The organism is Lentzea sp. NBC_00516 (assembly GCF_036346835.1).
In the GTDB taxonomy this organism is placed as follows: Bacteria; Actinomycetota; Actinomycetes; order Mycobacteriales; family Pseudonocardiaceae; genus Lentzea; species Lentzea sokolovensis.
The window spans coordinates 9651312-9677564 of record NZ_CP107840.1; the positions used below are offsets into that span (position 1 = coordinate 9651312).

Sequence of the window (26253 nt, forward strand, 5' to 3'; positions counted from 1 at the left end):
TCGTCGCTCGGGTTCGCCACGATCCACATTATCGGCGCCCGTGCGTCGTCCCGCGCGTTGGCGAACGGTTACAACTTGCGCAACCCCGACAGCACGCGTTCGAGCAACGCGACGTTCGGCTGGGCGGCCGGCTCGTGCACCGCGACCAGGTTGAGCGTGATCAGGTCGCTCAGCAGCACCCGCGTGACGCCGAGCGGGATCTTCATGAGCGCCGAGATCTCGGCGACCGACCGCGGCTGCAGACACAGGCGCATCATCGCCGCCTGGTCGTTGGTGGCGTGGTGGAGCCGGTCCTCGTCGGTGGAGAGCAGCGTCTCCAGACGCAGGTCGTGGCGGGCCGTCGTGCGGCCGCCGGTGCGGGCGTAGGGACGAATGAGCGAGCTGTCCCTAGCAGGGGCGTGGGGCGGTTCTTGCTCTTGCACAGGCCACTCCGGTGGCGGTTCCGGTGGGCGTTGGCGCAACGGTTGCTGACGGGGCAGTTGTTGCGTCTCCGCGCCAGTGAAGTCTTCACTTCCGTCGGCGCGTAGCCGTCTACGGGTCGCGGGCGACCCGAAACGCGCCCCCGTGTAACCGATTGCCGTCGCTTCCTCGTCGTGCACGTGCTCAAGCTATAACGAAGTCGCCCAAATGTATGTGGATCACGTTGCCTTTTTGTCACTCAGATCGAATCTGACTTGGATTGCAGTGCCCGACGACGTCGTTTGGGTGCGCACGAGGTCCGCCAAACGGTTGACGAGCAACAGACCGCGACCGCCTGGTTCGTTTGCGTGAACAGGCGTTCGGCCGGCCAGAACATCGGTGATGTGCCCGTTGTCGTTGACTTGGCAAACAATACTTTTCGGTTCGGCCCAGACGCGGACCGTGCTCTCGCCCCCGCCGTGCCGCACGCTGTTCGTCGCGAGCTCGGTGACCGCGAGCGCGAAGTCGTCGACGCGACCATGGGACAGGCCGAGCTTGACGGCCTGCTCACGGGCGAACGCGCGCACCGCCGCCATCGTCCCGGCACCGGCGGACGTGCTCACCGCGTCGGACGGGATGGGCAACGGCATCGAGTGGGCGGCGACGACCACCCGCGCGGGGTGGAAGTGGTCGCTGGGACGGTGGCCGCTCGCGTCGATCACGACCGGGTGGGTCTTCTCGGCGTCGGCCAGGACGTCGTGGTTGAGGGTGGTGATGCTGTAGGGGCACAGGATGCTCAGGTCACGGCCGCTGAACGCGTAGTTGACCAGCGCCTCGTGCAGCGCGCACGCCGGGTACTCGACGTCGGTGTGCAGGTCCCACACCTGCTCGCTGATGATGCGGACGGCCCCGCGGTGCCGGTCGGCGAACGCGCGGAGCTCGGGGATGATCCGGCCGGGGTTGCGGCCGGTGTCCGCCATGTCGATGAACGTCACGAGGTGGGCGAACCCGCTCAGTGCCTCTTTGAGCAGCTCCAGGTTCGTGCTGGGCACCGCCACGGCGACCGGTTCGGCGCTCGCGAGGCCTTCCATGACGAACGGCACGGTCCCGTCGATGTAGGAGTCCTCGTCTGAGTAGAAGAGCGCCGGATGTGCGAACGTCATGTGCCACCTCTCGTCAACGTCCCAGGATGTCCACCCGGTGCGTTGCTCAAACCATCATTTCTTGACCCTCACACCGTGTCAGCCCCTACACAGGAGCAGTCATGTTCACCATCGGAGACTTCGCCCATCTGGGGCGGGTGTCGGTGCGGATGCTGCGCCACTACGACGCGGTCGGGCTGCTCCTGCCGGCCCGCGTCGACCCGGCCACCGGCTACCGCTTCTACACCGCCGCCCAGCTGCAACGACTCAACCGCCTGCTCGCGTTGAAGGACCTCGGTCTGACGCTCGACCAGGTGCGTGTGGTGCTCGACGAAAAGCTTTCCGTCGAGCAGTTGCACGGCATGCTTTCGTTGCGGCGCGCCGAGCTGCGGCAGCAGATCCTCGCGGACGAGTCGCGGCTGCGGCGGGTCGAGGCACGTCTCCGTGCCATTGAAAGAGAAGGCGCCATGCCCACCGACGAGATCGTTGTGAAGCCCGTTCCCGCCGTCCGGGTCGCCCGGCTGACCGCGACCGCCGCCTCCTACGGGCCCGAGGACATCGGCCCGGTCATCCAGCCGCTGTACCCGCAGCTCTTCGAACGACTGGGCCGCGCGGGGGTCGCGCCGTCCGGCTACGGGATCGCCACCTACGAGCCCGCCGAGGGCGACCAGGTCGTCGTGCACGCCGGGGTGACCGTGGCCGTCGAGTCGTCGCCGGCCTACGAGTTCGAGGTCGTCGACCTGCCCGCGCTGGCCGAGGCGGCGACCGTCGTGCACCGCGGCACCATGGACGACGTCGACGTGACCTACCAGGCCGTCGCGGCGTGGATCGAGGCGCACGGGTACAAGCAGAACGGGTTCGCCCGCGAGGTGTACCTGAACTACGGCGAGGGCGACCCTGCCGACTGGGTCACCGAGCTCCAGCTGGAGATCAGCAAGCCGTAGGAGGGCGATCGCGGCCCGGCCGGAGGACACGGCCTAGTGGTCGTCCTGGTGGATGCGCCGATGCAGCGACTCCATCCTGTCGTCCAGCTGGGCCGCGATCATCGCCGTCGACATCAGCTCGCCCACGAAGTCCGCGGGCGGGCTGTCGTCGTACTTGTAGAACAGCTTGTGCTCCAGCGTGGCCCAGAAGTCCATCGCGATGGTCCGCAGCTGCACCTCGACCTTCACGTGCTCGACCCGGTCCGACAGGAACACCGGGATGCGCACGATCAGGTGCAGGCTGCGGTAGCCGTTCGGCTTCGGCGTGGCGATGTAGTCCTTGGTGCGCAGGATCTCCACGTCGTGCTGGCGCGCCAGCATCGCCTTGACGCGGTAGACGTCCGACACGAACGGGCACACCACCCGTACGCCCGCGATGTCGTCGAGCCAGTCGCCGATCGCGTCCAGGTCGAGCGGGAAGCCCTTGCGCTGCAGCTTCTCCAGGATGCCTTCCGGCTTCTTCACGCGGTTGGTGATGTGCTCGATCGGGTCGTGCTGGTGGACCGAGTCGAACTCCTCGCTGAGGATGCGGAGCTTCGTCATGAGCTCCTCGATCGCGAACTTGTAGACGAGCAAACGTCGTTCGAGGTCGCGCAGCAGGCTCAGGTCGTCGGCCAGGTCGGTCACCACACCAGAGTACTGATCACCCCGGGTCAGAACTGGGCCACGGCCTCCGGCGCGTACCCGTAGAAGCCGGGAAGACCACCCGTGTGGAGGAACACGACCGGTACGTCGCTGTGCGGGGCGATCTCGCGGAACTTCACCGCGGCCTTGCCGGTGTAGACCGGGTCGAGGATCACACCCTCCGTCCGCGCGAAGAGCTTCAGCACGCTCCACATCTCCGGAGTCGGCACGCCATAACCAGGCCCGATGGTGTCGTCGGTGACCGTGACGTGGGCGAGCTTCGGGGCGGGCTGCCCGAGGAGGGCGGCGGCGTCGGTGGCGAGGTTCCGCAGCTCCTGCTCGGCGTCCTGGGCGGTGTGCGAGACGCTCGCGGCGTGGACGGTGCCGGGCCATCCGAGCAGTTCGGTGCCGAGCGCGATCCCCGCCGCCGTGGCGCCGCTGCCGTCCGGCACGACGATGGTGGCGTTGTCGATGCCGCGCTCGTTCAGCTGGCCCACGAGTTCGATGGCCGCCGCGACGTAGCCGAGCGCGCCCAGCCCGTTCGACCCGCCCACGGGCAGCGTGACGGCCTTGTCGTGGTTGATCTTCTCGTACGCCTGGACGGTCTCGTCGGCGTCCGCGCAGACGTGCACGTTCGCCCCGAACATGTGGTCCAGGACGACGTTGCCGGACCTCTCGTACGCGTCGCCCTTCATCGGCACCTTGGCCGTGAGCACGAGCTCGCACCGGAGACCGAGCTTGGCGCACGCCGCCGCCGTCTGCCGGCCGTGGTTGGTCTGCAGCGCGCCGAACGTGATGATCGTGTCCGCACCCTGCTCGATGGCCTGACCCAGCAGGAACTCGAGTTTGCGCAGCTTGTTGCCGCCCGCGCCGAGGCCGTTGACGTCGTCGCGCTTGATCAGGACCGGCGGGCCGCCGAGCTCGGTCGCGAGCCTCGGGGCGTCCTCCAGCGGCGTCGGCCAGGTGCCCAGTGAGACTCGGGGGAACGCGCTCAGGTCCATGGTTCGAGCTTAACGGCCTCGCTCGTGGAGGGCTTCTGCCCGATTCCGTGCAGAACATGGGCGAGGACCTCGATTCCGCGCACCACGCGCGGGCCCGGCCGGTTGAAGTACGACGGTCCATCCAGGACCCACGTCTCGGGCAGCGGCTGGTCCGGGAGTTCCCGCAGCGTCCGTTCGATCGGGAAACCGCAGGGCATCAGGAGGGCGATGTCCGGCTTGGCGTCGTGCACGGTCTGCCAGGTGATCGGCCTGGTGTGCTCGCCCTTCCCGGCGATGAGCGGAATGCCACCCGCCGCGGCGATCTGCTCCGGGACCCAGTGCCCGGCGGGCCAGACCGGGTCGAGCCATTCGATCGCGGCCACTCGCGGGTGCGCGAGACCTCCGGTCTGGCGCTCGATGTTCTCGATGCGGTGTCGCAGTGCGGCGATCTTGGCCGTGCTGTCGACGCCGAGCACGTCGCCGACGGTCTTCAGGCAACCCAGCACTTCGTCCAGTGTGGAGGGTTCGAGGCTGAGCACTTTCGGGCCCACGTCCATCATCCGGACCGTGTCGGTGACCTTGCGGTAGGAGATCGCGCAGACGTCGCAGAGATCTTGAGTGAGGATCACGTCCGGCTCGAGGTCGTTCAGCAGGTCCGCGTCGAGGCCGTACAACGACGACCCGTGGTGGACGGTCGAGTTGATCTCCCTGCTGCTCAGGGTGTTCTGGTCGATCCCGGTGCTCGTGACGACGGGGACGCCCTCGACCTCGGCCGGCCAGTCGCACTCGTGGGTGCGCCCCACCAGGTGCTCGACGAGCCCCAGTTCGGCGACGACGTCGGTGGCCGCGGGCAGCAGCGAGACGATCCGCATCAGACCTCCCGGCCGAACTCGGCGTACCGCGTGGAACCGCTCTCCAGGGCCGCGACCGCGAGGGTCAGCCGCCGGTGCAGCGACGGGTAGATGCGGTGCCGAGCCTCGTCCAATGTCAGGTACAGCACGCCCTCCAGTTCGGGATCGCACGCCACCGCGTCGTCCACGACACCACCGTCGAACACGAACTGGTGGCAGTCGCGCCAGACTCCGTTGCGCGGCGTCCAGTCCACCACCAGCAACGGCCCGAGCGTCAGCGACAGACCCAGTTCCTCGTGGATCTCCCGCAGTGCCGCCGCCTTCGGGGACTCGTCGTCCTCGGTCATGCCGCCGGGGATGTCCAGCACCGCCTTGTACGTCGGCACGACGAACAGCACGCGTCCGGTGGAATCACGGATCAGCGCGCCGCCCGCGCACGTCTTGGTGGGGCGCCGCGACGCCACTCCCTGCACGTGCTCGAGCTCGGCGGGACCCTCGTCGAGAACATCGGCGGCGAATGAGGCGGGATCCCCCGCGTGCAGTGCGGACACCAGTTGATGATCACACCACCGGGTGAATCGCGCACGTGCTGTGCAGGGGTTACGCACCGATGGGCGGATGTGCGGAAATGACGGTCTGCAACCAAACGACCGAGGAGTACGCTTGAGCCTGTAACTCCGTGCGATCAATCGCCGATGTCCACGACAACATCGGTGGAGGTGACGCCAATGGGGGCAACCGGTGCCGCCAAGCGCAGACACGAGAGCGGTTCGGCCCCGTGGTCGGTGGTCGGACTGACCGTCGTGTTCGTCGTGGTGGCCCAGGTCCAGTTCGCCATCGCGGTCTCGGAATCGGTCTGGTGGCCGGCCGTGCTCGGGGCGTTGCTGCTGGTCGCGGCGGTCGTGTTCGTGAAGACGGCGCGCAGGCTGCGGTGGGAGGACAGCGACTCGTACGAGGCACCGCCCGAGGTGGCCCAGCCGCTTCCGGCGCAGTACGAGAGCCACGTCGACGCTGACGGAAGCCTGGCACGCGCGGTCGGCGAAGTCGTCCACGCGTCCCGGCGCTGGCGGGCCTGACGGCCGCATGACGCGGAGGCCGGGCCACACGTGGTCCGGTCATTTCGCCGTGTCGTCGACAATGGCGCCATGCCGACGTCTGCCGAGTGGCTCGAAGTGCGCGCCCACCTGCTCGAACACCGCCACGCGCTGGCCGTGAAGGCGGTCTCGGAGTACCCGGACGTGCCCACGGTCGCGGGGACGCCGCTGCTCACGTCGCCGGGCTGGACGCCGGCCGTGCCGATCCCGCTGGCCGATCTCTCGCTGGAACTGAAGGTCTCCGCCGAACTGCCCGAGGTGCCGGCCTCTGTGCTGCCGGACGGGTTCGGCAGCTACTCGGCGGCGATGGCCGCGCTCGCGTCGCCCGCGGTGTTCCAGAACCGCGAGACCTACCGGCTGCTGGACTTCTCCGGCCGGCACCTGACGTTCGGCCTCGGCACCTACTTCGACGGCATCGACGTGGGCGAGGCCTGTGCGCACGAGTACGCGGCGCGGGAACTCGGCCGGATCGGCGCGCTGCCGTCGCGTTCGGCGGTCGGTGATCCGTGCGATCCCCGGAGCCGCCCGGTCAACGTCGCCATCAGCACCCTCACCCTGCGCCACGACGAGGCTTCCGGGGAGGCGACGTTCTTCCTGCACTGGCGCGATCCGAAGCGCGTCGGTCACGCGGGCGGCATGTTCCAGGTGCTGCCTGTCGGCGTGTTCCAGGGCTCGTCCGAGGACGACTTCTCGTTGTGGCACTGCATGATCCGCGAGTTCGCCGAGGAGATGCTGGGCGTGGAGGAGATCCACGCGGTGGACTACGCGGCCTGGCCGTTCGCGCGGCGGCTGACGGCGGCCGCTCGGGTGTTCTACCTCGGCATGGGGGTGGACCCGCTGACGTTCGCGACGGACGTGCTGACGGTCGCGGTGATCGAGGCGGGGGAGTTCGACGAGCTGTTCGGCGATCTGGTGTCGCACAACGAGGAGGGCGAGGTGCTGCGCGGGCTGCCGTTCACGGCGGAGAACGTCGAGCGCTTCGTGCACCGCGAACCGACGCAGGCGGCCGGTGCCGCGCTGTTGTCACTGGCGTGGCAGCACCGTTCGGCGTTGCTCAGCGCCTGAACGGGTTGGGCAGGTATGCCCACGCCGTCGTCTTCGGGGCGAGCCGCATCAGCGTGAGCGGCTTGGCCGGCAGCGGGTCGTTCAGCAACGCGTGCCGGTCCGGCGTGTCCGGGACGGTCTTCGCCACCACGTCCCACAGGTCGGCGTCCGGGGCGTCCAACGCGCCGATCAACCCGGTCAGCGCGGTCGCGAAGAACGTCGCGAACGTCTTGGCGCGCAAGGCTTCCGGGTCCGCGTGCAGTCGTACCGGAAGATCGGCGCGCGGGCTGACGCGGATGTCGGCCAGGTCGCGGTAGATCACCCGGCTCGGTCTTCCGTTCACCAGGCCCACCAGCAGGTTCTGTTCGTGCGCCTCCAACGCGACGCCGCGCGCCAGCAGCGTCATCAACGGCGGCACGGTCAGTTCGGCGAACTCGGCGAGCCACTCGATCGGGTCGGGGATCCGCCAGGCGCTCAGCGCGGCCAGGGGCAGCAGGGTCTCGCCCTCGCGTGGCACGGGCTTGTCGCGCAGGATCACGCCCAGCCTGCGGTCCGGTTCACCGTTGGTCAGCACCGCCGCCGACGCCCGGTTGTGCTGCAGTTCGATGCCCTCGACGGTCGCGCTCAGGAAGTCGGAGACCGTCGTCGCCGTCGCGATCGAGCCGCCGGAGATGTCCCGCACGGCCGAGGTGATCTGGGCGCTCAGCGTCGTTTTGACGTGCCAGGAACCGGTCGAGAGGGTGCGCAGCGCCATCAGCGGGCTCGCGTCCAGGGTGCCCACGGCAGGCACGTTCAGCAGGTCCGCCTGCCACGGGTGCACGGGGAGGAGGATCCGCTCGCCGTCGCGAAGCTCGTCGGGCCAGTCGCCGAACACCACGTGACTCCGCGCGGAGTGCAGTCGTAGCGGGACGACCGGGCGGTGCTCGGGGCCGTACGCGAGGTGGTCCTGGGCGGTGAACCCGGTGCGGTTGCGGCAGCACGGGTGCAGCGGATGGCCGTCGACGACGCTCTGCTCGTGCTCCTCCAGCGACCTGCTCAGGAACGGCGTCGTGAGCGGGCTCGTCGTGCGGGACAGGGCCAGCCCGGCGACGCTGTGGGCGACCTCCGTGATCAGGCTCTCAGCGCGCGGCCAGCGCAGTGCGGTGAGCAGGTCGACCGGGTGGAGGTACTCGGCGGGATCCACGCTGACCTGCGGCAACGGCTCGATCGCCAAGGCGCGGCGCAGGCGCGCGAGGATCGCCGCACGGGCTTCCGGCAACGCCGCGATGAACCTTTCGGCGCGTCTTTCGTCCAGCGCTGCGGCGAACTCGGACTCGACCGGTGTCTGCGTCAGAATGATCTGATCCTGACACATCCCCACAGGGAAGCGGACACCGGTGGACGCCAGCACTGACCCCGACGCCGTCACCACGACGGCCCTGCTGAACTGCCTGCGCCGCGAGGTGGGGGAGTGGGCGAACGGCACGATCCGCCTGCCCCGCACCGGCGTTCTGCTGCGGGTGCGGGAGGGGCGCTGGCTGTCGGATCCCGAGGTGTTCAGCGGATCGTGGCAGCCGTTGCCGTGGCACGAACTCGCTGTGCTCATCACGAAGGAGCTCGGCGATCCGCCGGTCGGTTTTCTGGACGAGATCGCGGGCTCGCGGTCGGCCATCGCCGCCGTGCTGGACGCCCGCGCCGCCGCGCCCGCCGACCTCTACCGGCGCTCCGAGCAGGCGCTGATCGCGGGCCACCGCTACCACCCCGCGCCGAAGGGCCGCGGTGGCCTGCCCGCCTCGCAGTGGCTGCCGTACTCGCCCGAGGTGCACGCGAGCTTCTCGCTGGCGCACCTGGAAGGCGAGTTCGTCGACGACGGCGAGGTGCCGCTGCCCGCCGGTGTGCTGCCCGCACATCCGTGGCAACTCTCCTTGCTGGGCCTCACGGGTGCGGTGGCGGAGCACGAGGTGTGGCCCACGTCGTCGGTGCGCACGGTCTACGACCCGCCCGCGGATCTGTTCTACAAGTTCAGCCTCGACGTGCAGATCACCAACGACGTGCGCCGGTTGTGGGAGCACGACCTGCGCTGGATCCCGCCGCTCGCGCGCCTGCTGAGACCGGTGTTCGCGGACATCGCGGCGGACTTCCCCGGCGCGGCCTTCCTGATCGACCGCGGCTACCGGACTTCCCCGGACTCGTTCGAGGGCCTGGCGGTCGTGGTGCGCGACGGCGTCCGGCAGCACGTTCTTCCCGGCGTGACCCCGCTGCTGGCGGCCGGGATCAGCGAGGGTTTCGACGGAAACCCGTTGGACGCACTGGATTCCGAGAGCGCGCTGCGCTGGTTCCGGCAGTACGTCTCGGTCGTCGTTCCTCCGGTGCTGCACGCGTTCTTCGCGCACGGCGTCGTGATGGAGTGCCATCTGCAGAATGTTCTGGTGGGCGTGGACTCCGCGGGCTTGCCGGTGCAGGCGATCTACCGCGACCCCGAAGGCATGCGGCTGCTTCCCCGGCACGCCGATCTGCTGTCCTCAATGGACGGACCGGACGGGTCGCGGGGAGTCTCCGAGGCGAAGGGCTGGGAGCGGCTGCAGTACTGCCTGATCGTCAACCACCTGATCGAGATCGCCGGCGCCGTGCTGGTCCGGCACCCCGGTCTGGACGTGTGGGCGCAGGCACGGTCTGTTTTCGTTGCTTATGCAAGAGATCACGGATGTGAACAGGTCATGTCGTTGCTGGAGAACCGGTTCGTGCCCGCGAAGGCGAACCTGCTGCTGCGCTGGACGCGCGCGGAGGGCGCGGCGAGCCGGTACGTCGACTGCCCGAACCCGTTGTACCGGAACTAGCTCCTTTCGTTGACACCGTTTTCATCGCGCCCATACGTTCAGGGACATGACACGTCTGCCGGCGTTCCTGCTGCCGCTGCTCCTGCTCTCGGCGATGTTCGTCGGCACACCAGCGGCTTCGGCCTACGTGCCACCGGTGACACGCGCGCAGGTGAGCCTCGACGCGGGCTGGCGGTTCCTGCGCGCGGACGCCGCAGGGGCCGAGGCTCCGGGATTCAACGACGCGGCCTGGTCGCAGGTCAGCGTCCCGCACACGTGGAACGCCACCGACGGCCAGGACGGCGGGGCGAACTACTACCGGGGAATCGGCTGGTACCGCAAGCACTTCACGCCGTCCACGACGCTGGCCGGGCGTCGGTTGTGGTTGCAGTTCGACGGGGTGAACCAGGTCGCGGACGTGTGGGTCAACGGCGTCAAGCTGGGCCAGCACCGCGGCGGCTTCGCCGGGTTCCGGTTCGACGCGACCGCGGCGCTGAAACTGGGGCAGGACAACGTGATCGCGGTCAAGGCGGACAACGCCGCGAAGGCCGACATCGCCCCGATCTCCGCGGACTTCACGTTCTTCGGCGGCATCTACCGGGGTGTCTCGCTGACCGCGCTGGACCTGCTCGCCGCACGCATGGGCGACTCCGGCGGTCCCGGTGTGTATCTGCGGCAACGGTCTCTGAGCGACGCGTCCGCGAGCGTCGAGGTGACCACGAAGGCCTGGAACAACCGCACTTCCACGGCACGGGTCAAGATCCGCGCGGTCGTCGCCGATCACGCCGGTGTCATCGTCGGTGAGACGACGTCCGCGACCCGTTCCGTCAACGCCGCCACCGGGTTCGACACCGTGCAGACGGTCGCGATCGCGCGCCCGCACCGGTGGAACGGCAAGGCGGACCCGTACCTCTACCGCGCGAGCGTGGAGATCATCGACGCCGACACGAACGTCGTGAAGGACGTCGTCACCGAACCGCTCGGCCTGCGCACCACCGCCGTCGACGCCAACGCCGGATTCTCCTTGAACGGCAAGCCTTTGCGGCTCAACGGCGTGAACGCCCACCAGGACCGGCTGAACGCGGGCTGGGCCGTGACGCCCGCGAACCAGCGCCAGGACTTCGACCTGATGGACGAGATGGGCGTCAACGCCCTGCGCACCGCCCACTACCAGCAGGCCGAGCAGATCTACGACCTCGCCGACGAACGCGGGTACGTGGTGTGGACGGAGATCCCGCTGGTCAACGAGATCACCGACAGCGCGGCGTTCCGCGCGAACGCCCAGCAGCAGCTGCTGGAGATGATCCGGCAGAACTTCAACCACCCGTCCATCGCGTTCTGGGGCATCGGCAACGAGCAGAAGACCAGCAACACCGCCACCAACACCCTGCTGCGCGACCTCGCCGCCGCCGTCCGGGCAGAGGACTCCGGCCGGCACTCGACCTACGCGAGCCACATCGGCGACCTCGACCCGGTCTCGGGCCACGCGGAACTGGCCGCCTACAACAAGTACTTCGGCTGGTACGACACCGGCAGCACCGGTCCCGGCGGCTGGGCGGACCGCCTGCACGCCCGCGACCCGGCCCGCAAGATCGCGCTGAGCGAGTACGGCGCCGGCGGCAGCATCGCGCAGCACGAGGAGAACCCGCGCCCGCCCGTGACGACCTCGCGTTGGCACCCCGAGGAGTACCAGACCCTCGTGCACGAGAACCACTGGGCGGACATCAAGACGCGCTCGTACCTGTGGGGCACGTTCGTCTGGAACATGTTCGACTTCGCCGTCGACAGCCGCTCCGAGGGCGACACGCTGGGACGCAACGACAAGGGCCTGGTCACCTACGACCGCAACACCCGAAAAGACGCGTTCTACCTGTACAAGGCGAACTGGACGAACACCCCGTTCGTGCACCTGAACAGCGCCCGCTGGACTCAGCGCACGGTCGCGTCCACCACCGTTCGCGCGTACGGCACGACCGACAACGTGCAGCTCACGGTGAACGGCGTGGCCGTCGGCGCCCCGAAGCCGCCGGCCGCCGACCACATCCACACCTGGCCGATCACCCTGCGGCCGGGCGCCAACACGGTGACGATCACCGGCACGCGAGACGGACGGACTTACACCGACACGGCAACCTGGACGCTCGCTTCCGCGTGAGTGTTCCGGGGGGTGACGCCGGGTGTTGCGTCTTCTGGGAGAAGTGAGCGCGGGAGCGGTGGACCTGGGACCGCCCCGGCAGCGGTGCGTCCTGGCGGCGCTGGCGGTCGACGCGGGGAAGGTCGTGCCGGTCGAGCGGCTGGTCGAGCGGGTCTGGGGCGTCGACGCGGCGCCCCGGTCGCGGACGACGTTGCACAGCTACGTGTCGCGGCTGCGGCGGGCGGTGGCCGGGATCGGCGGGCTGGAGATCGAGCACCGGTCCGGCGGGTACGTCCTGACCGGTGACGCCGTCGACCTGCTGCGGTTCCACGACCTGCGGGCCCGTGCACGGGAGGGCGACGCGATCGGGAGGTTGTCCGAGGCGCTGGCCCTGTGGCGGGCGGAGGCGCTGACCGGCCTCGACGGCGAATGGGTGCGCGAGGAACGCGACCGGCTGGAGCAGGAGAGGCTGGCGGCCTCGAACGAACTCGTCGACGCGCGGCTGGCCACCGGCGAGGGCGGGGAGTTGGTGGCGGAGCTGTCCGCACGGGTCTCACGGCACCCGTTGAACGAGCGCGTGGCGGGCCAGTACCTGGTGGCGCTGCACCGGTCCGGGCGCAGCATCGACGCGTTGGAGCACTACCGGCAGGTGCGCGAGCGGCTGCTGGCGGAGCTGGGCGCCGAACCGTCCGCCGCGTTGCGCGAACTGCACCAGCGGATCCTCGTCGCCGATCCCCGGCTGACCGCGGTCAGGACGATCCCGGTGGTGCCGCGGCAGCTGCCTTCGGAGCCCGCGACGTTCGTCGGGCGCCGGGACGAACTGGACCGCCTCGACGCCGTCCGCACCGCGGCCGTCTCGGCGATCGCGGGCACCGGGGGGATCGGCAAGACCAGCCTCGCGTTGCGGTGGGCGCACCGGCACGCCGGCCGGTTCCCCGACGGTCAGCTGTTCGTCGATCTGCGCGGCTTCTCCCCGACCGAGGAACCGATGACCGCGGGGGAGGCGCTGGGAGGCCTGCTGCACGCGCTGGCCGTCGACCCCGGCCGCATCCCCGCCTGCACCCAGGACCGCTCGGCGTTGTTCCGCTCGCTCGTCGCGGGCAGGCGGATGGTCCTGGTGCTCGACAACGCCGCGTGCACCGACCAGGTCGTGCCGCTGCTGCCGGGCAACGACGAGTGCGCCGTGATCATCACGAGCCGCAACCGGTTGCCCGGCCTGATCACCCGGTACGCGGCCCAGCACCTGCTGCTCAGCGAGCTCACCGAGGCCGAGGGCCGCGCGCTGCTCACCGACCGGCTCGGCGCGGGCCGGTTGGAGGCCGAGCCGTTCGCCACCGACCGGCTGATCGCGGTGTGCGGCGGATTCCCGCTGGCGCTGAGCATCGTCGCCGCCCACGCCCAGATGAGGCAGGGCCTTCCGCTGGCGACCCTCGCCGCCGAACTGGACGAGGCCGTCATCGACGTGCTCGACAACGAGGAGCCGTCCGCCAGCCTGCCCGCCGTGTTGTCGTGGTCGTTGCGCGCTCTCTGCCCTCGGCTGCGCGACGCGTTCGCGCTGCTGGGCATCGCTCCCGGCCCCGACATCGGCCTGGCGGCGGCGGTGAACCTCCTCGGCACCACACCGGCACAGGCCAGGCAGGTGCTGCGGGCGTTGGAAGAGGCTTCCCTGCTGCACCAGGACGTTCCGGGCCGATGGCGGATGCACGACCTGGTCCGCGCCTACGCCACGACGGTCGCCCGCGATGTGCCGGAACCGGTGCGGGAGAACGCTTCGCGGCGGGTGCTCGACCACTACGTGCAGGCCGCGCGGGTGGCGGAGGAGGTCATGGACCAGATCTGCTTCCCGTCGCCGCTCGACCACGTCACGGGCGACGTCCACCTCGACCCGGTGCCCGACGACGCGACGGCGCAGGCGTGGTTCGAGGCCGAGTTCGCGTGCCTGGTCGCCGCCCAGCAAAGTGCGCTCGACCAGCGGCGATACGCCGTCACGTGGCTCCTGGCGTGGCACCTGCACACGTTCATGGTCCGGCGCGGGCTCACGCACGCCAGGCTCACGACGTGGCGGCTGGCCGCCGAGGCCGCCGGGCACCTGGACGATCCGGCCGTGCTGGCGAACACCGAACGCATGACGGGTGTCGCCCACATCTCCCTGGGACACCACGAGATCGCCGTCGAGCACCTCCACCGGGCCCTGGCCATGGCCGAGCACTGCGACGACACCGTGCACCTGGCCGGCGTGCACTACTCGCTCGGGGTCGCCTGGGGCCAGCAGGACCCCCGGCAGGCGCTGACTCACGCTCGCCACGCGCTCGTGCTCTACCGGGCCGTCGAGGAACCGAGGTGGGAGGCGCGTGCGCTCGCGCAGATGGGCTGGCACGCGGCCGCCCTGGGACAGCTCGACGCGGCGCGGGGCTACAGCCGCCTCGCACTCGCCCGGCACCGCAGGCACGGCTTCCGCACCGGCGAGGCGGCCGTGCTGACGTGCCTCGGTCTCATCGCCCACCGGCGCGGCCACTACGAGGAATCCGCCCGGCACTACGAGGAATCCATCGCCGTGGTGCGGGAACTGGGACATCTCCTCGGGCTCGCGGACGGTCTCGAACGGCTGGGCCACACCCTCGTCGCTCTGGGCCGGCACTCGTGCGCCGAGGCCGTGTGGCGGGAAGCGCTCGGCATCTACCTCCATCGTGGGATGAAGGCGGAGACCGAGCGCGTTCACCACCTGCTCACCCGGTGAAGGAGGAGATCCCGGCGAACTCGCAGGGCTGCCGCGATCACAGGAGCCGCTTGATCTCTCCCCTCGCGCGGTAGAAGCCGCCGCTCGCCGAGGTGTGGATCTCGGTCACCAGGTAGCGCGCGCCGGGGACGCGGATGTCCTTCGGGAACTGCACGGCGCGAGCGCGGTCGTACCCGTCGGAGATCACGTGCACGCGCAGACGGCCGCCGTCCTGCACGCACTCCACGACGACGCCGCCGGCCGGAACCGCGCTGGCCACCACGGTCTCCACCGCTGCGGTGGCCTCGACGCGCTGCCAGTGGTCGGCCTTGATGTCGCTGCGCTGCGGCAGTTCTCCTTGCTCGGCAGCGTGAATCGCCGCCGGGCTCGCGTCGATGCACGCCAGCGAACCATCGGTCGTGACGATGTACAGGCGCTCGTCGCGGTACTGCATGGAGTACGCGGAACCGCAGCCCGTGCCGAGCTTCCACAACCGCGTGCCGTCGGCCGCGAAGCAGTACACCGACGAGTGGTTGTCACCGGCGAACACGTAGTCCCCGCCCGGCGAGGTGGCGCACGAGAAAACCGCCGCGTCACAACGGTAACGCGCCTTCTCGGCGCCATTCGAGCGAGCCAACCGGTGCACCCACCCGCGGCTGGTGCCCGCGAACACCTCGGCCGGTTCCTGCCAGCCGAACAGCACGGCGCCCACTGTCTCGGCGTGCCACACGGGATCACCGCTGCGCGCCGCGTAGTGCGTGACGCCGCGAGAATGCCCGTGGAACACCCCTTCCGGCGCGCACCGCACCATCCACGCGCTGTCGCCCGTGCTGCGGCGCGACCACTGGAACTCGTCCTCGTGGTCGACGATCGTGATGCCGCCCTGCCGGTCCGAGACGCCGAGCACGCCGTCGTCGATGTCGAGCCAGTAGATGTCGACGTCGTTGGCGATCTCGTACGCGACGCGCGGAACCTTGCCGCCCAGGTCGTACACGCGGCCGTCGTCGCAGCCGGCGTAGATCCAGAAGTCGTCGGCGACGATGCACTTCACGCCGTCCGGCAGGCCGTACCGCCCCGTCACCCGGCCGTCGTGCGCGAGCGTGAAGACGTCACCGCGTTCGTTGCCGACCCACGCCTCGTCCTCGCCGATGAAGATGCCGAAAGCCGGTGCGCCGGAGTGGAAGCGCCACAACACGGGCGCCTGCCGGGCACTCGACTGCACGCTCGTGATCTCGCGCCGGGTGATCGCCCGGCGCGCTCGCTGCCCCTTGACCGCGGGCGCGTACCCCTTGCGCACCTTCTCGCCGATCTTCTTCTCGGCCGCGCTCACCGCCTTGGCCGCATCGGCGAACGTGGACTCCCGTGTGGACCCGCGCTCACCGATGCGGCCGAACGTGATGGTCACCGTCGTGCCGGCGACGACCACCTCGTAGAACTTGTGCGCACTTCCGCCGGACTCCGACAGCTCCAGGTACGTGGTGGCAGCGGCCACTGTCTTTCCCCCTCGCGTTGATCAGCTGAAACCGACCGTAGCAAGGGGGTCCGACAATTCCGGCGACCGCGGTCGATCAGCCGACGCTGCAGGAGACGCTCGGCCAGTTCCAGTTGCCGCCGTGCTGGACGGTGAAGCCGAACGTGTTGCCGTTGCCGTTGGGGCGTGCGGTCATCACGTTGGCGGAGCCCCACGTGGCGCTGGTGTTCCAGGTGGCGATGATCTTCTGAGGCGAGCTCACGGTGACCGTGACGACCCAGTTGTCCGAGCCGGAGACCGTGACGTTGCCGTTGAAGCGGTCACTCCACTTCTCGCCCTCGGAGTACGTCGCCGTGCAGCCCCCGCCGCCGGGGTTGGACGACGTGGTGGTCGTGCTGGTGGTGCTCGTCGGCCCGGGGTCCGTGCCGTTGTTCAGGACGTTGAGGACCGAGGTGTAGGCGGCCTTCTTGTTGCCGTTGCCGTCGAACAACAACGGGGTGCCGGAAGCGCGCCACGAGTCGGAGTCGCGGATGCCCCACACGGTGATGCCGGTGCACCGCGAGACGGAGAGGCAGGCCTGGGTGACGCCCTGGTACTGCTGGGCCTGCGAGCTGCCGGAGCCCTCGATGTCCAGCTCGGTGATCTGCACGTCCACGCCGAGAGCGGCGAAGTTCTGCAGGGTGGTGTGGTAGTTGGACGGCACCGGGTTGCCGCTGTTGAAGTGCGCCTGGAAGCCGACGCAGTCGATCGGCACACCGCGGGACTTGAAGTCCTGCACCATCCGGTAGACGCCCTGGGTCTTGGCGTGCGACCAGTTGTCGGTGTTGTAGTCGTTGTAGCAGAGCTTCGCGTTCGGGTCCGCCGAACGGGCCGCGCGGAACGCCGCCTCGATCCAGTCGTTGCCGGTGCGCTGGAGGTTGGAGTCACGGCGTCCGCCGCCGCTGCCGTCGGCGAAGGCCTCGTTGACGACGTCCCAGGCGTAGATCTTGCCGCGGTAGTAGGTCGCGACCTGCGTGACGTGGTTCAGCATCGCGTTGCGCAGCGAGGAGCCGGACATGTTCTGCATCCAGCCGGGTTGCTGCGAGTGCCACGCCAGGGCGTGCCCGCGCACCCGCTTGCCCTGGTTGCGCGCCTGGTTCACGATCCGGTCGGCGTTGCCGTAGCTGAACTGGCCCTGGTTGGGCTCAGTCGCGTCCATCTTCATCTCGTTCTCGGCCGTGACCATGTCGAACTCGCGGTTCAGGATCCCGGTGTAGGTCGAGTCACCCAGTTTGTTCGCGGCTACCGCGGTGCCGAAGTAGCGGCCGCTTTGCTGGGCCGCCGCGCCCAGTGTGGAGGCGGCGCCACTGGCGGGCGAGGCTCCGATGATCGCGGCACCCGCGACGGCGGTGAGAAGGGCTGACACGAGCGTGACTCGTGCGACTGACTTCGCTGTCAGCGTCATTTTCGGCGCTTTCTGAGAAGCACCCGCGCGAGGCGGGTGGAGTGGATCGGTCAACACACCGTCCGGTGCGAGCGGCAGGGATTGCGCCAAATCCACATACCGCCCGAATCGAACTTCCAGCAGTGTCAACCGGATCGGTTCGACGGATCAAGAGCCGTCGAATTCGTCGAATCAGTTGTCGAATTCGTCGAAAGTCCAGGTGAATGCCCAGTCCGGCATCGCGGTGAAGGGCGCCGGACGACAAAGTTTCGAAACCGCCATCGACTTCAGTTCACCGGACAGGGCGAGAACAACCTGCGGGTGCCGGGGCCGCTGTAGGCGGCGCGATCGGAGAACCGGCAGCCGAAACCGGGCGCGGCGACCGCGTCACGATCGCCGATCGCGTCACCGGCGGGCTTGCGGCCGCGGTCGGTCCACGTCACGAGGTCGTCCCACGCCGCACCCGCCTCCGCCGGCGAGAACTCGCAGTGGTCCACCGTGCGGATCGCCCGCTGCACCAACAACTTCGACTGACCGTGGCGGGCGACGTCGGCCCGGTAGTCCTGTTCCATCGAGAACGGCACGAAGAGGTCGCCCAGGCCGTGCAACGAGAGCACCGGAACCTGTGGCCTGCCCGCGATGCCCGGCACCTCGGTGAGAGCGGGGGAGAGGCGGGTCCGCCAGTCGCGCGGCGCCACCCGCCGCACCTCGCGGTTGAGGTCGACCGGGGTGTTCGGCCGGTAGCGGGTGCCGAGGTTGGTCGCCAGCCGGCCGGGGTCGAGCGCGAGCGGCGCGCTGTCGTTCGCCGGCGAGGCGAGGCTGAACAGGAAGTCCTTCCAGTACGCGAAAGCAGGCGTCGAGCCGGGACGCGGCCCGCCGCTGAGCTCGACGACGTTCGCGCGGAACTGGGCGCCCCGCTCCGTGACGGTGTCCGGGCCGCCGGGCACGAGTCCGGTCAGCCCCAGCTTCTCCTGGATGCGCGGCACCACGGCCGTCGGGTAGTCGGCCGGGATCGGATAGGCGCGAATCCCGGCGAGCGCCTGCGACGTCAGCTGGTAGTCGAGGAAGAAGTCGAACAGCTCGTGGTCGCCGAGCACCCCGCACATCGGCAGGGCGCCGTCGTAGAAGCCGGGATACTGCTCCAGCGAACGGCCGATGACGTGCCCGCCCATCGACACGCCCGCGACGAACACCTCCTTCGGCCTGGCGACCAGAGTGCCGAAGTGCTGGGCCAGGTCGTGCGTCGCCGTGACGCCGGCACGGACGTCGTATCCGTTGCTGTAGTAGGAGGACGCGGCCCAGGCGTAGCCCTGGCCGAGCATCCGGGTGCGCAGGCCGTACGCCGGCGGATCCACGGTGAGCACGGTGCCGGTGCCGCGGTAGCCGTGCGCCCACATGGCCAGCCGGCCGTTCCACTTCGCGGGCACCTCGACGACGTACGCGGAGTGCCGGTGGACGCCCTGCAACACCTTCGTGGGCCGTCCGTCGATCACCTCCGGCGCCAGCGGAGGGTTGACGATGGTGTAACCGGGCAACGGCTGGTCGCCGGGAACGTGCAGCGGCTCTGCCACCGCGGGCGCACCACCCACGAGAAGTACGAGCCCCAGCAACGACACCACGAGCCGTGTTCGCATGGCACACCTCCGTTGGCGACTCCGCCGGATCATTGCACCCCGGCGGAGCCGCCCCGGTCACCACTCAACGGCCCAATGAGGCCCCGGCAACAGCTTCCTGTGGCAGACGGCCGAGCTCCGCGGTCGGACGCTTGAACGTCTCGCGTCCGGTCGCGATCGCCGTCGCACTGAGCGCGCACACCGCCGCCGTGAAGATCGCGACGCCGATCCAGTCGTCACGCCCGGAGCCGATCGCAGCCACCACGCTCGGCGCGAAACCGGCGATGGCGAACCCGATCTGCGTGCCGATCGCCATGCCGGACAGCCTGACCTCGGTGCTGAACATCTCGCCGTACAGGGACGGCCAGATGCCGTTGATCGCGGAGTAGCACACGCCGAACAGCAGGATGCCGAGCGCGAACACCAGGCCGTACGCGCCGACGGAGATCGACCACAGGTACGGGAAGATCAGGATCGCGCACGCGCCGCAGCCCGCGAGGAACACGGGTTTGCGGCCGATCCTGTCCGAAAGCCCTGCCAGCAACGGGATCGCGGCGAGCGCGACGACGTTGGCCAGCACGCCGACCCACAGCATGGGCGTGCGCGCCAGGCCGATCGTGTTCACCGCGTAGCTCAGTGCGTAGACGGTGAAGATCGTGCTGACCGAGGCGATGGTGGCCGCGAGGACGACCCGCAGGACGTCCTTCCAGTGCGTCCTGAACAACACCGCGGCCGGGAGCTTGGCCGCCTTGGTGCGCTTGAACTCCGCGGTCTCGTCGATCTTGCGGCGAATGATGAGGCCGACCACGACGACGATCGCGCTGCACCAGAACGGCACGCGCCAGCCCCACGTCAGCAGGTCCTCCTGGGGTAGTGCCGCCACGGGCAGGAAGATCGCCGTGGCGAGGATCTGCCCCGCCTGCGTGCCGCTCAGCGTGAAGCTGGTGAAGTACGCCCGCCGGTGGTCCGGGGCGTGCTCCAGCGACATCGAGTTCGCGCCCGCCTGCTCGCCCGAGGCAGAAAGTCCCTGCAGCAGGCGGAGGAAGACGAGCAGGATCGGTGCGAGGACACCCGCCGTGGCGTAGGTGGGCAGACAGCCGACCGCGAACGTGGCCACGCCCATCAGCAGCAGCGTGAAGACGAGGACCTTCTTGCGGCCGAAGCGATCCCCGACGTGGCCGAGGATCAACGCGCCGAGCGGCCTGGCGAGGTAGCCCACGCCGAACGTGCCGAGCGCGAGCAGGGTTCCCGTCGCCGGATCGGCGGCGGGGAAGAAGACCTTGTTGAAGACCAGTGCGGCGGCGGTGCCGTAGATGAAGAAGTCGTAGTACTCGAGGGCGCTGCCGATCCAGGCTGCCAGCGCAGTCTTGCGGGCCATCGATGTGGTCACGGCGTACTCCCATGTACGACCTAGTTAGTTAATACAAGGTCGGATACGCCACCCCCGCGTGTCAAGAGGAGATTTCAGCTGGTCAAATAGTTGATCAGCATGTCACCGAGCATGCGTCGGTAGTGCTCACGGCGTCCGGGATCGAGCATGTCCCTGCCGAAGATGGCGGCGAACGTGTGCCGGTTCGCGAGCCGGAAGACGCAGAACGAGCTGATCACCATGTGCACGTCGAGCGGGTCGGCGTCGGCGCGGAACCGACCGGCGGCGCGGCCCCGTTCGAGGATCTGCGTCAGGCCGTCGAGCGCCGGGTTCGCGAGTCCCGCCAGGACTTCCGAGCGCGCGATGTGCTCGGCGCGGTGGATGTTCTCGATGCTGACGAGCCGGATGAAGTCGGGGTGCGCCTCGTGGTGGTCGAAGGTCAGCTCCGCGAGCCGGCGGATGGCGTCCTCTGGTTCGAGGTGCTCGACGTCGAGTTCGGCCTCCAGCGCCCTGATCGCCAGGTAGGCCTGCTCCAGGACGGCGATGTAGAGCTGTTCCTTGCCGCCGAAGTAGTAGTAGATCATCCGCTTGGTCGTGCTGGTGCGCTCGGCGATCTCGTCGACCCGCGCCCCCGTGTAGCCCTTGTCCGCGAACTCCCGCGTGGCTACGTCCAGGATGTCGGCGCGGGTGCGGTCCTTGTCCCGCTGGCGCTCATCGGATGACGGCGGTGCGGCCACCGAGCCCCCTTAGATCTGCGGATGACCAGCCAACTCTAGAGCAGCACTTCCTGCGGGCGACTCGGCGCGCTAGAGTGAACTCACTAGTTCGTACATTAAGTGGAGGCCGGGTGACCACCTACCAGATCGGGCTCATCGGCTCCGGCATCGGCCCGTCGCTGAGCCCGGCGCTGCACGAGCGCGAGGCCGCCGAGCTCGGACTGCGCTACAGCTACCGGTTGCTCGACCTCGACGTCATCGGACTGCCGCTGAACGAGGTGCTGGCGCAGGCCAGGGCCGAGGGGTTCGACGGCCTCAACATCACCCATCCGGCGAAGCAGGCGATCCTGCCGCACCTCGACGAACTCGTCCCGCAGGCCGCCGCACTCGGCGCCGTCAACACCGTGGTCTTCGAGAACGGCAGGGCGATCGGCCACAACACGGACGCGACGGGTTTCGCCCGCAGCCTGAGCCGGGGCCTGCCGGACGCCGGGATGCGCGACGTCGTCCTGCTCGGCGCGGGCGGGGCGGGCGCCGCCGTGGCCCACGCTCTGCTGTCGCTCGGCATCGAACATCTCGGCGTCCACGACGTCGACCAGGAACGCGCCGCGAAGCTGGTGGCAGCACTGGAACTCAGCTTCGGCACCGGCCGGGCCACCACCTGCGCCCCTGAGGCCGTGCGCACGGCGGACGGTCTCGTCCACGCGACCCCCACGGGCATGGCGGCACATCCCGGCCTGCCGCTCGACGAGTCGTTGCTGCGGGGCGAACTCTGGGTCGCCGACATCGTCTACCGGCCGCTGGAGACAGCACTCCTCGCCGCCGCGCGCGCACGAGGCTGCCGGGTGCTGCACGGCGGCGGCATGGTCGTGCTGCAGGCCGCGGAGTCGTTGCGGCTGTTCACCGGCGTCGAACCGGACGCGGACCGGATGCTCGCGCACTTCGAGGAGCTGGAAGGAGAGCCCGCTCATGCGTCCTGAGCTGCGCACCGCCATCGCCACCGTGTGCCTGTCCGGCACCCTGGACGACAAGCTGACCGCGGCCGCCGAGGCGGGTTTCGACGGCATCGAGCTCTTCGAGAACGACCTGCTCGCCGACCGCCGCGGCCCGGCGGAGATCCGGCGGCGCTGCGCCGACCTCGGCCTGAGCATCGACCTGTACCAGCCCTTCCGCGACTTCGAGGCCGTGCCGCCGGACGTGCTCGCCGCCAATCTCCGCCGCGCCGAGCAGAAGTTCGACGTCATGGCCGAACTGGGCGTGGACACCGTGCTGGTGTGCTCCTCGGTGTCGCCGGAGGCCATCGACGACGACGATCTCGCCGCCGAGCAACTGCACCTGCTCGCGACGCGCGCGGGCGAACGCGGACTGCGCATCGCCTACGAGGCGCTCGCCTGGGGCAGGTACGTCAACGGCTACGAGCACGCGTGGCGGATCGTGCGCCGCGCAGGACATCCGTCACTCGGTGTCTGCCTCGACAGCTTCCACATCCTGTCCAAAGGGGACGATCCCAGGGCCATCCGCGCGATCCCGGGCGAGAAGATCTTCTTCCTGCAGCTCGCGGACGCGCCGACGTTGCCGATGGACGTTCTCCCGTGGAGCCGCCACCATCGGCTCTTCCCGGGACAGGGCGACTTCGACCTGACCACGTTCACCCGTGACGTCCTCGACGCCGGGTACCGCGGTCCGCTTTCGCTCGAGGTGTTCAACGACGTCTTCCGCCAGTCCGACCCGCACCGCGCCGCGGTCGACGCCATGCGGTCGCTCGTCGGTCTGCAGGACTCCTTGCGGCTGCTGGACGTTCCCGCCGCGCCCGTCCCGACCGGCTACGCCTTCGCCGAGGTCGTGGGGGAGTCGGACCTCGCCGTGCTGGGCTTCACGCGGGCGGGCGTGCATCGCTCGAAGCCGGTGGAGCTGTGGACGCAGGGCGAAGCGCGCGTGCTGGTCAACGCGGAGGGCGAACCCGGCGCGATCGGTGCGCTCGGCGTCTCCGTGCCGGACCCTGCCGCCGCCGCGTTGCGGGCGAAGGTCCTGCTCGCGCCCCCGTTGGCACGCAAGGCCGGTCCTGGCGAAGCGCCGCTGACGGCGATCGCCGCACCCGACGGCACCGAGATCTTCCTGTGCGCGGACGACGACTGGCTCGGCGACTTCGTGCCGACCGGTGAGTCGGCGCCGGAGGCCGGCATCACCGGCATCGACCACGTCGCGCTGACCCAGCCGTTCGACAACTTCGACGAGGCGGGTCTCTTCTACCGTTCGGTGCTGGGCCTGGAACCGGGGGTGACGGCGGAGTTCGCGGCGCCGTTCGGTCTGGTGCGCGGCCGCGGCGTGAGTGGTGGCGGCGTCCGGCTCACCCTGGACTGCGCGCTGGTCCGGCGCGGGGGCTGGGCACCGGCGGTGGAAGAGCCCCAGCACATCGCGTTCACCTGTGCCGACGCGGTCGCGTGCGCCGAAGCGTTGCGGGAGTTGGGCGCACGGCTGCTGGACATCCCCGGCAACTACTACGACGACCTGATGGCGCGCACGAACCTGCCGGCCGATCGGGTCGGCGCGCTGCGGCGGAACTCGGTGCTCTACGACCGCGACGAGTTCGGTGAATACCTGCACTTCTACACCGAACTGGCGGGCGCGAGGGTGTTCTTCGAGGTGGTCGAACGGATCGGTGGCTACCGCGGGTTCGGGGTGGTCAACGCGCCCGTCCGGATGGCCGCCCACCACGAGGCGCGGCGGTTCGCCCGCACCTGATCACCTCGGCACCGGTGGGTGCTCCCCGAAGATGAGCTCCCACTCCAGCTCCTGCTCGGGAGCCGGGCGCGGTTCGGGGATGTGGCCGTGCGTCGGGACGATCGAGCCGTTGAGGAACTGCCACACCTCGTCACCCGCGCGTTGCTGTGCGGCGGCTTTCCTCGGCACCGGAACGCCGGTCGGAATCGTTGCCACGAAACGGATTCCGCGGAACCCCTCGGCGTCGGTGGCCTCCAGCGTGCCGTGGTGCCTGGTGGCGATGCGCCGGGCGATCGCGAGCCCGAGCCCGGCACCACCCGCGGCACGGGTGCGGGCCTCGTCGAGCCGCGTGAACCGGTCGAAGACGCGTTCCCGATCCGCTTCGGGGATGCCGGGTCCGTCGTCGATGACCTCCAGCGTCGCGCAGGGCCCGCCGCGCAGCCGCACGACGACCGCGGTGCCCGCGTGCCGTTCGGCGTTGTCCAGCAGGTTGCCGAGCAGCCGGGACAGCTGGGCCTGCCGCCCGGGAACGATGACCTGGTCGTCGGCCTCCAGGGTGACCGTCCCCCGGCGGGAGACCTCCCGCCGCACCACACCGGTGAGGTCGACGGTGTCCTGCTTGTCCAGTGCGTCGGCGTCCAGCCTGGCCAGCAGCAACAGATCCGTGGTCAGCTCCTGCAGCCGTTCGGCGTCCTCCAGTGCCGCTTTCACGACGGTGGTCCAGTCGGCCAGGTGCGGGTGGGAGAGCGCGATCTCCAGTTCGGCCCGCAACGCGGCCAGCGGGCTGCGCAGCTCGTGCGAGGCGTCCCCGACGAACCTGCGGGTGTCCTCGACGGCGCGGTGCATCCGGTCCAGCGTCTCGTTCAGCGTCCTGCCCAGCCGGGCGATCTCGTTGTCGGAGGACGGCACCGGGACGCGCCGGGTGAGGTTGTGCTCGTTGATCTCGGCGACCTCGGCCCGCATCGCCTCCACCGGCCGCAGCACCCGGCTGGCCGCGGCCAGCACCGTGACCGACACCAGCGCGGTGATCGAAGTGAGCACGCCGAGCAGGACCAGCGTCGCGTTGTTCAGCTGTTGTTGCGCCTGGTCGACGATCTTCAGCGTCTCTTCTTCGTTCGGGGGCCACCCTTCCCCGATCACCTGGTACGGGGTCTGGCCGAGACCGGTGAACGGCCAGATCGACAACTCCGGCCGCACCTCGGTGCTCGCGTACCGGACCAGCACCCCCGGTGTGGGTGCGGTCGTCCCTTCGCGCAGCGGGACGCAGTTCTGGGCGCTGGAACACATGTAGTGCACGCGCGAGCTGCTCGCGGTCTGGTCGGCGATCTGCTGGCGCTGTGTCGTCAGCACCAGCACGCCGACGAGCCCGATCAGCACCGCGGTGATCACCGTGGCCAGCACGGTCACCTTGACCTGCAAGGACTTCATCGGTCCATCAACCGGTAGCCGACACCGCGCACGGTGGTGATGCTCCGCCGGTCGAACGGTGTGTCGATCTTGCGGCGAAGCGCGCTGATGTAGACCTCGACGAGGTTGGGGTCGGGGTCCTGCGCGGAGTCCCACACGCCGTCGATGATCTCCGACTTGGTGACGACCTCGTTCGCGTGCCGCAGCAGGAAGCTCAGCACCGAGAACTCCTTGGCCTTCAGGTCGATCCGCGCGGTGCCCCGGTGACACTCCCTGCTGACCGGGTCGAGCACCAGGTCGCCTGCCCGCAGCAGCACCGGCTGGGAGGTGCGCGACCGCCGGGCCAGCGCTCTGAGCCTGGCCACCAGCACCACGTAGGAGAACGGCTTGGTCAGGTAGTCGTCCGCGCCGGTGTCCAGGCCCTCGGCCTCGTCGAACTCGCCGTCCTTCGCGGTGAGCATCAGGATCGGCGTCCACACGCCCGCGTCCCGCAGCTCCTGGCACACCCGGTAGCCGTTGAGGCCGGGCAGCATGATGTCCAGGACGATCACGTCGTACGGGTGTTCCCGCGCCCGCCACAGCCCGTCCGTGCCGGTGCGCTCCACGTCGACGGCGAACCCTTCGGCGGTCAGACCGCGGGTGAGCAGGTCGGCGAGACGGGGATCATCCTCCACCACGAGCACGCGCATGGGAGCAGCGTGCCGCATCGCTCATGATCGCGTCCTGAAATCCGGTTCAGGTTCTTTCAGCGTCCCTTCAGGTTCACCCTGG

Annotated in this window: 22 protein-coding genes; 8 read left to right on the top strand and 14 right to left on the bottom strand. The window is 69.6% G+C overall.

What is annotated here, in order from left to right:
* Positions 1-68: 68 nt before the first annotated feature.
* A complete protein-coding gene (locus OG205_RS45045; protein WP_330273850.1) occupies positions 69-422 on the bottom strand; it encodes a DUF742 domain-containing protein in 354 nt (117 codons plus the stop codon).
* Positions 423-638: 216 nt separating this feature from the next.
* The gene (locus tag OG205_RS45050; protein ID WP_330273851.1) at positions 639-1562 is read right to left on the bottom strand and encodes an anti-sigma factor RsbA family regulatory protein; all 924 of its coding nucleotides are present in this window, start codon (positions 1560-1562) and stop codon (positions 639-641) included.
* Positions 1563-1663: 101 nt separating this feature from the next.
* Here OG205_RS45050 and OG205_RS45055 point away from each other — a divergent pair, with 101 nt between their 5' ends.
* Entirely contained in the window at positions 1664-2485 is an 822-nt protein-coding gene (locus OG205_RS45055) for a MerR family transcriptional regulator (RefSeq protein WP_319978963.1), read from the top strand.
* Positions 2486-2518: 33 nt separating this feature from the next.
* Here the strand turns inward: OG205_RS45055 and OG205_RS45060 are convergent, their stop codons facing one another.
* The 4 genes from OG205_RS45060 to OG205_RS45075 are packed head-to-tail and all read right to left on the bottom strand — an operon-like array spanning position 2519 to position 5530.
* Positions 2519-3151, bottom strand: a complete 633-nt coding sequence (locus OG205_RS45060; RefSeq protein WP_442916697.1) for a GTP pyrophosphokinase — start codon at positions 3149-3151, stop codon at positions 2519-2521.
* Positions 3152-3177: 26 nt separating this feature from the next.
* Positions 3178-4149, bottom strand: a complete 972-nt coding sequence (locus tag OG205_RS45065; protein ID WP_330273853.1) for a D-cysteine desulfhydrase family protein — start codon at positions 4147-4149, stop codon at positions 3178-3180.
* Positions 4140-5000, bottom strand: a complete 861-nt coding sequence (locus tag OG205_RS45070) for an ABC transporter substrate-binding protein (RefSeq protein WP_330273854.1) — start codon at positions 4998-5000, stop codon at positions 4140-4142. Before OG205_RS45070 ends, OG205_RS45065 begins: the two co-directional genes overlap by 10 nt.
* Positions 5000-5530 carry an NUDIX hydrolase gene (locus OG205_RS45075; protein WP_330273855.1) on the bottom strand — a complete coding sequence of 177 codons (531 nt, stop codon included), beginning with the start codon at positions 5528-5530 and terminating at the stop codon, positions 5000-5002. The genes OG205_RS45070 and OG205_RS45075 overlap by 1 nt, the downstream gene beginning before the upstream one ends.
* A 177-nt stretch (positions 5531-5707) precedes the next feature.
* Between OG205_RS45075 and OG205_RS45080 the strand changes: the two genes are divergently transcribed.
* Positions 5708-6055, top strand: a complete 348-nt coding sequence (locus OG205_RS45080; RefSeq protein WP_330273856.1) for a hypothetical protein — start codon at positions 5708-5710, stop codon at positions 6053-6055.
* A gap of 69 nt (positions 6056-6124) precedes the next feature.
* The gene (locus tag OG205_RS45085; RefSeq protein WP_330273857.1) at positions 6125-7138 is read left to right on the top strand and encodes a hypothetical protein; all 1014 of its coding nucleotides are present in this window, start codon (positions 6125-6127) and stop codon (positions 7136-7138) included.
* On the opposite strand, the gene OG205_RS45090 is transcribed toward OG205_RS45085, so the two are convergent.
* A complete protein-coding gene (locus OG205_RS45090) occupies positions 7128-8471 on the bottom strand; it encodes an IucA/IucC family protein (RefSeq protein ID WP_330273858.1) in 1344 nt (447 codons plus the stop codon). The two genes, OG205_RS45085 and OG205_RS45090, sit on opposite strands and share 11 nt — an antisense overlap.
* Positions 8472-8493: 22 nt before the next feature.
* Here OG205_RS45090 and OG205_RS45095 point away from each other — a divergent pair, with 22 nt between their 5' ends.
* From OG205_RS45095 to OG205_RS45105, 3 genes are read left to right on the top strand one after another with little or no spacing between them, the layout of a single operon-like run.
* Positions 8494-9933 carry an IucA/IucC family protein gene (locus OG205_RS45095; protein ID WP_330273859.1) on the top strand — a complete coding sequence of 480 codons (1440 nt, stop codon included), beginning with the start codon at positions 8494-8496 and terminating at the stop codon, positions 9931-9933.
* Between the two features lie 46 nt (positions 9934-9979).
* Positions 9980-12067 (top strand): glycoside hydrolase family 2 protein, encoded by a 2088-nt coding sequence (locus tag OG205_RS45100; RefSeq protein ID WP_330273860.1) that lies wholly within the window; start codon positions 9980-9982, stop codon positions 12065-12067.
* A 22-nt stretch (positions 12068-12089) separates the two neighbouring features.
* Positions 12090-14783 (top strand): AfsR/SARP family transcriptional regulator, encoded by a 2694-nt coding sequence (locus OG205_RS45105; RefSeq protein WP_330273861.1) that lies wholly within the window; start codon positions 12090-12092, stop codon positions 14781-14783.
* Between the two features lie 37 nt (positions 14784-14820).
* On the opposite strand, the gene OG205_RS45110 is transcribed toward OG205_RS45105, so the two are convergent.
* From OG205_RS45110 to OG205_RS45130, 5 genes are all read right to left on the bottom strand, one after another.
* Entirely contained in the window at positions 14821-16254 is a 1434-nt protein-coding gene (locus tag OG205_RS45110) for a WGR domain-containing protein (RefSeq protein ID WP_330273862.1), read from the bottom strand.
* A gap of 76 nt (positions 16255-16330) precedes the next feature.
* Positions 16331-17677, bottom strand: a complete 1347-nt coding sequence (locus OG205_RS45115; RefSeq protein WP_330273863.1) for an endo-1,4-beta-xylanase — start codon at positions 17675-17677, stop codon at positions 16331-16333.
* Positions 17678-17943: 266 nt separating this feature from the next.
* Positions 17944-19290 (bottom strand): hypothetical protein, encoded by a 1347-nt coding sequence (locus OG205_RS45120; RefSeq protein ID WP_330273864.1) that lies wholly within the window; start codon positions 19288-19290, stop codon positions 17944-17946.
* A gap of 64 nt (positions 19291-19354) precedes the next feature.
* Positions 19355-20659 (bottom strand): MFS transporter, encoded by a 1305-nt coding sequence (locus OG205_RS45125; protein ID WP_330273865.1) that lies wholly within the window; start codon positions 20657-20659, stop codon positions 19355-19357.
* A gap of 74 nt (positions 20660-20733) precedes the next feature.
* Positions 20734-21375: a TetR/AcrR family transcriptional regulator gene (locus OG205_RS45130; RefSeq protein WP_330273866.1), complete on the bottom strand. Its 642-nt coding sequence runs from the start codon at positions 21373-21375 to the stop codon at positions 20734-20736.
* Between the two features lie 110 nt (positions 21376-21485).
* On the opposite strand from OG205_RS45130, the gene OG205_RS45135 reads away from it, so the two are divergent.
* Entirely contained in the window at positions 21486-22334 is an 849-nt protein-coding gene (locus tag OG205_RS45135) for a shikimate dehydrogenase (RefSeq protein WP_330273867.1), read from the top strand.
* Positions 22324-24096 carry a sugar phosphate isomerase/epimerase and 4-hydroxyphenylpyruvate domain-containing protein gene (locus tag OG205_RS45140; protein WP_330273868.1) on the top strand — a complete coding sequence of 591 codons (1773 nt, stop codon included), beginning with the start codon at positions 22324-22326 and terminating at the stop codon, positions 24094-24096. The genes OG205_RS45135 and OG205_RS45140 overlap by 11 nt, the downstream gene beginning before the upstream one ends.
* Here the strand turns inward: OG205_RS45140 and OG205_RS45145 are convergent, their stop codons facing one another.
* Positions 24097-25503, bottom strand: a complete 1407-nt coding sequence (locus tag OG205_RS45145) for a sensor histidine kinase (protein ID WP_330273869.1) — start codon at positions 25501-25503, stop codon at positions 24097-24099.
* On the bottom strand, positions 25500-26171 hold the full coding sequence (locus OG205_RS45150; RefSeq protein ID WP_330273870.1) for a response regulator transcription factor: 672 nt from the start codon (positions 26169-26171) through the stop codon (positions 25500-25502). The genes OG205_RS45145 and OG205_RS45150 overlap by 4 nt, the downstream gene beginning before the upstream one ends.
* Between the last annotated feature and the right edge of the window lie 82 nt (positions 26172-26253).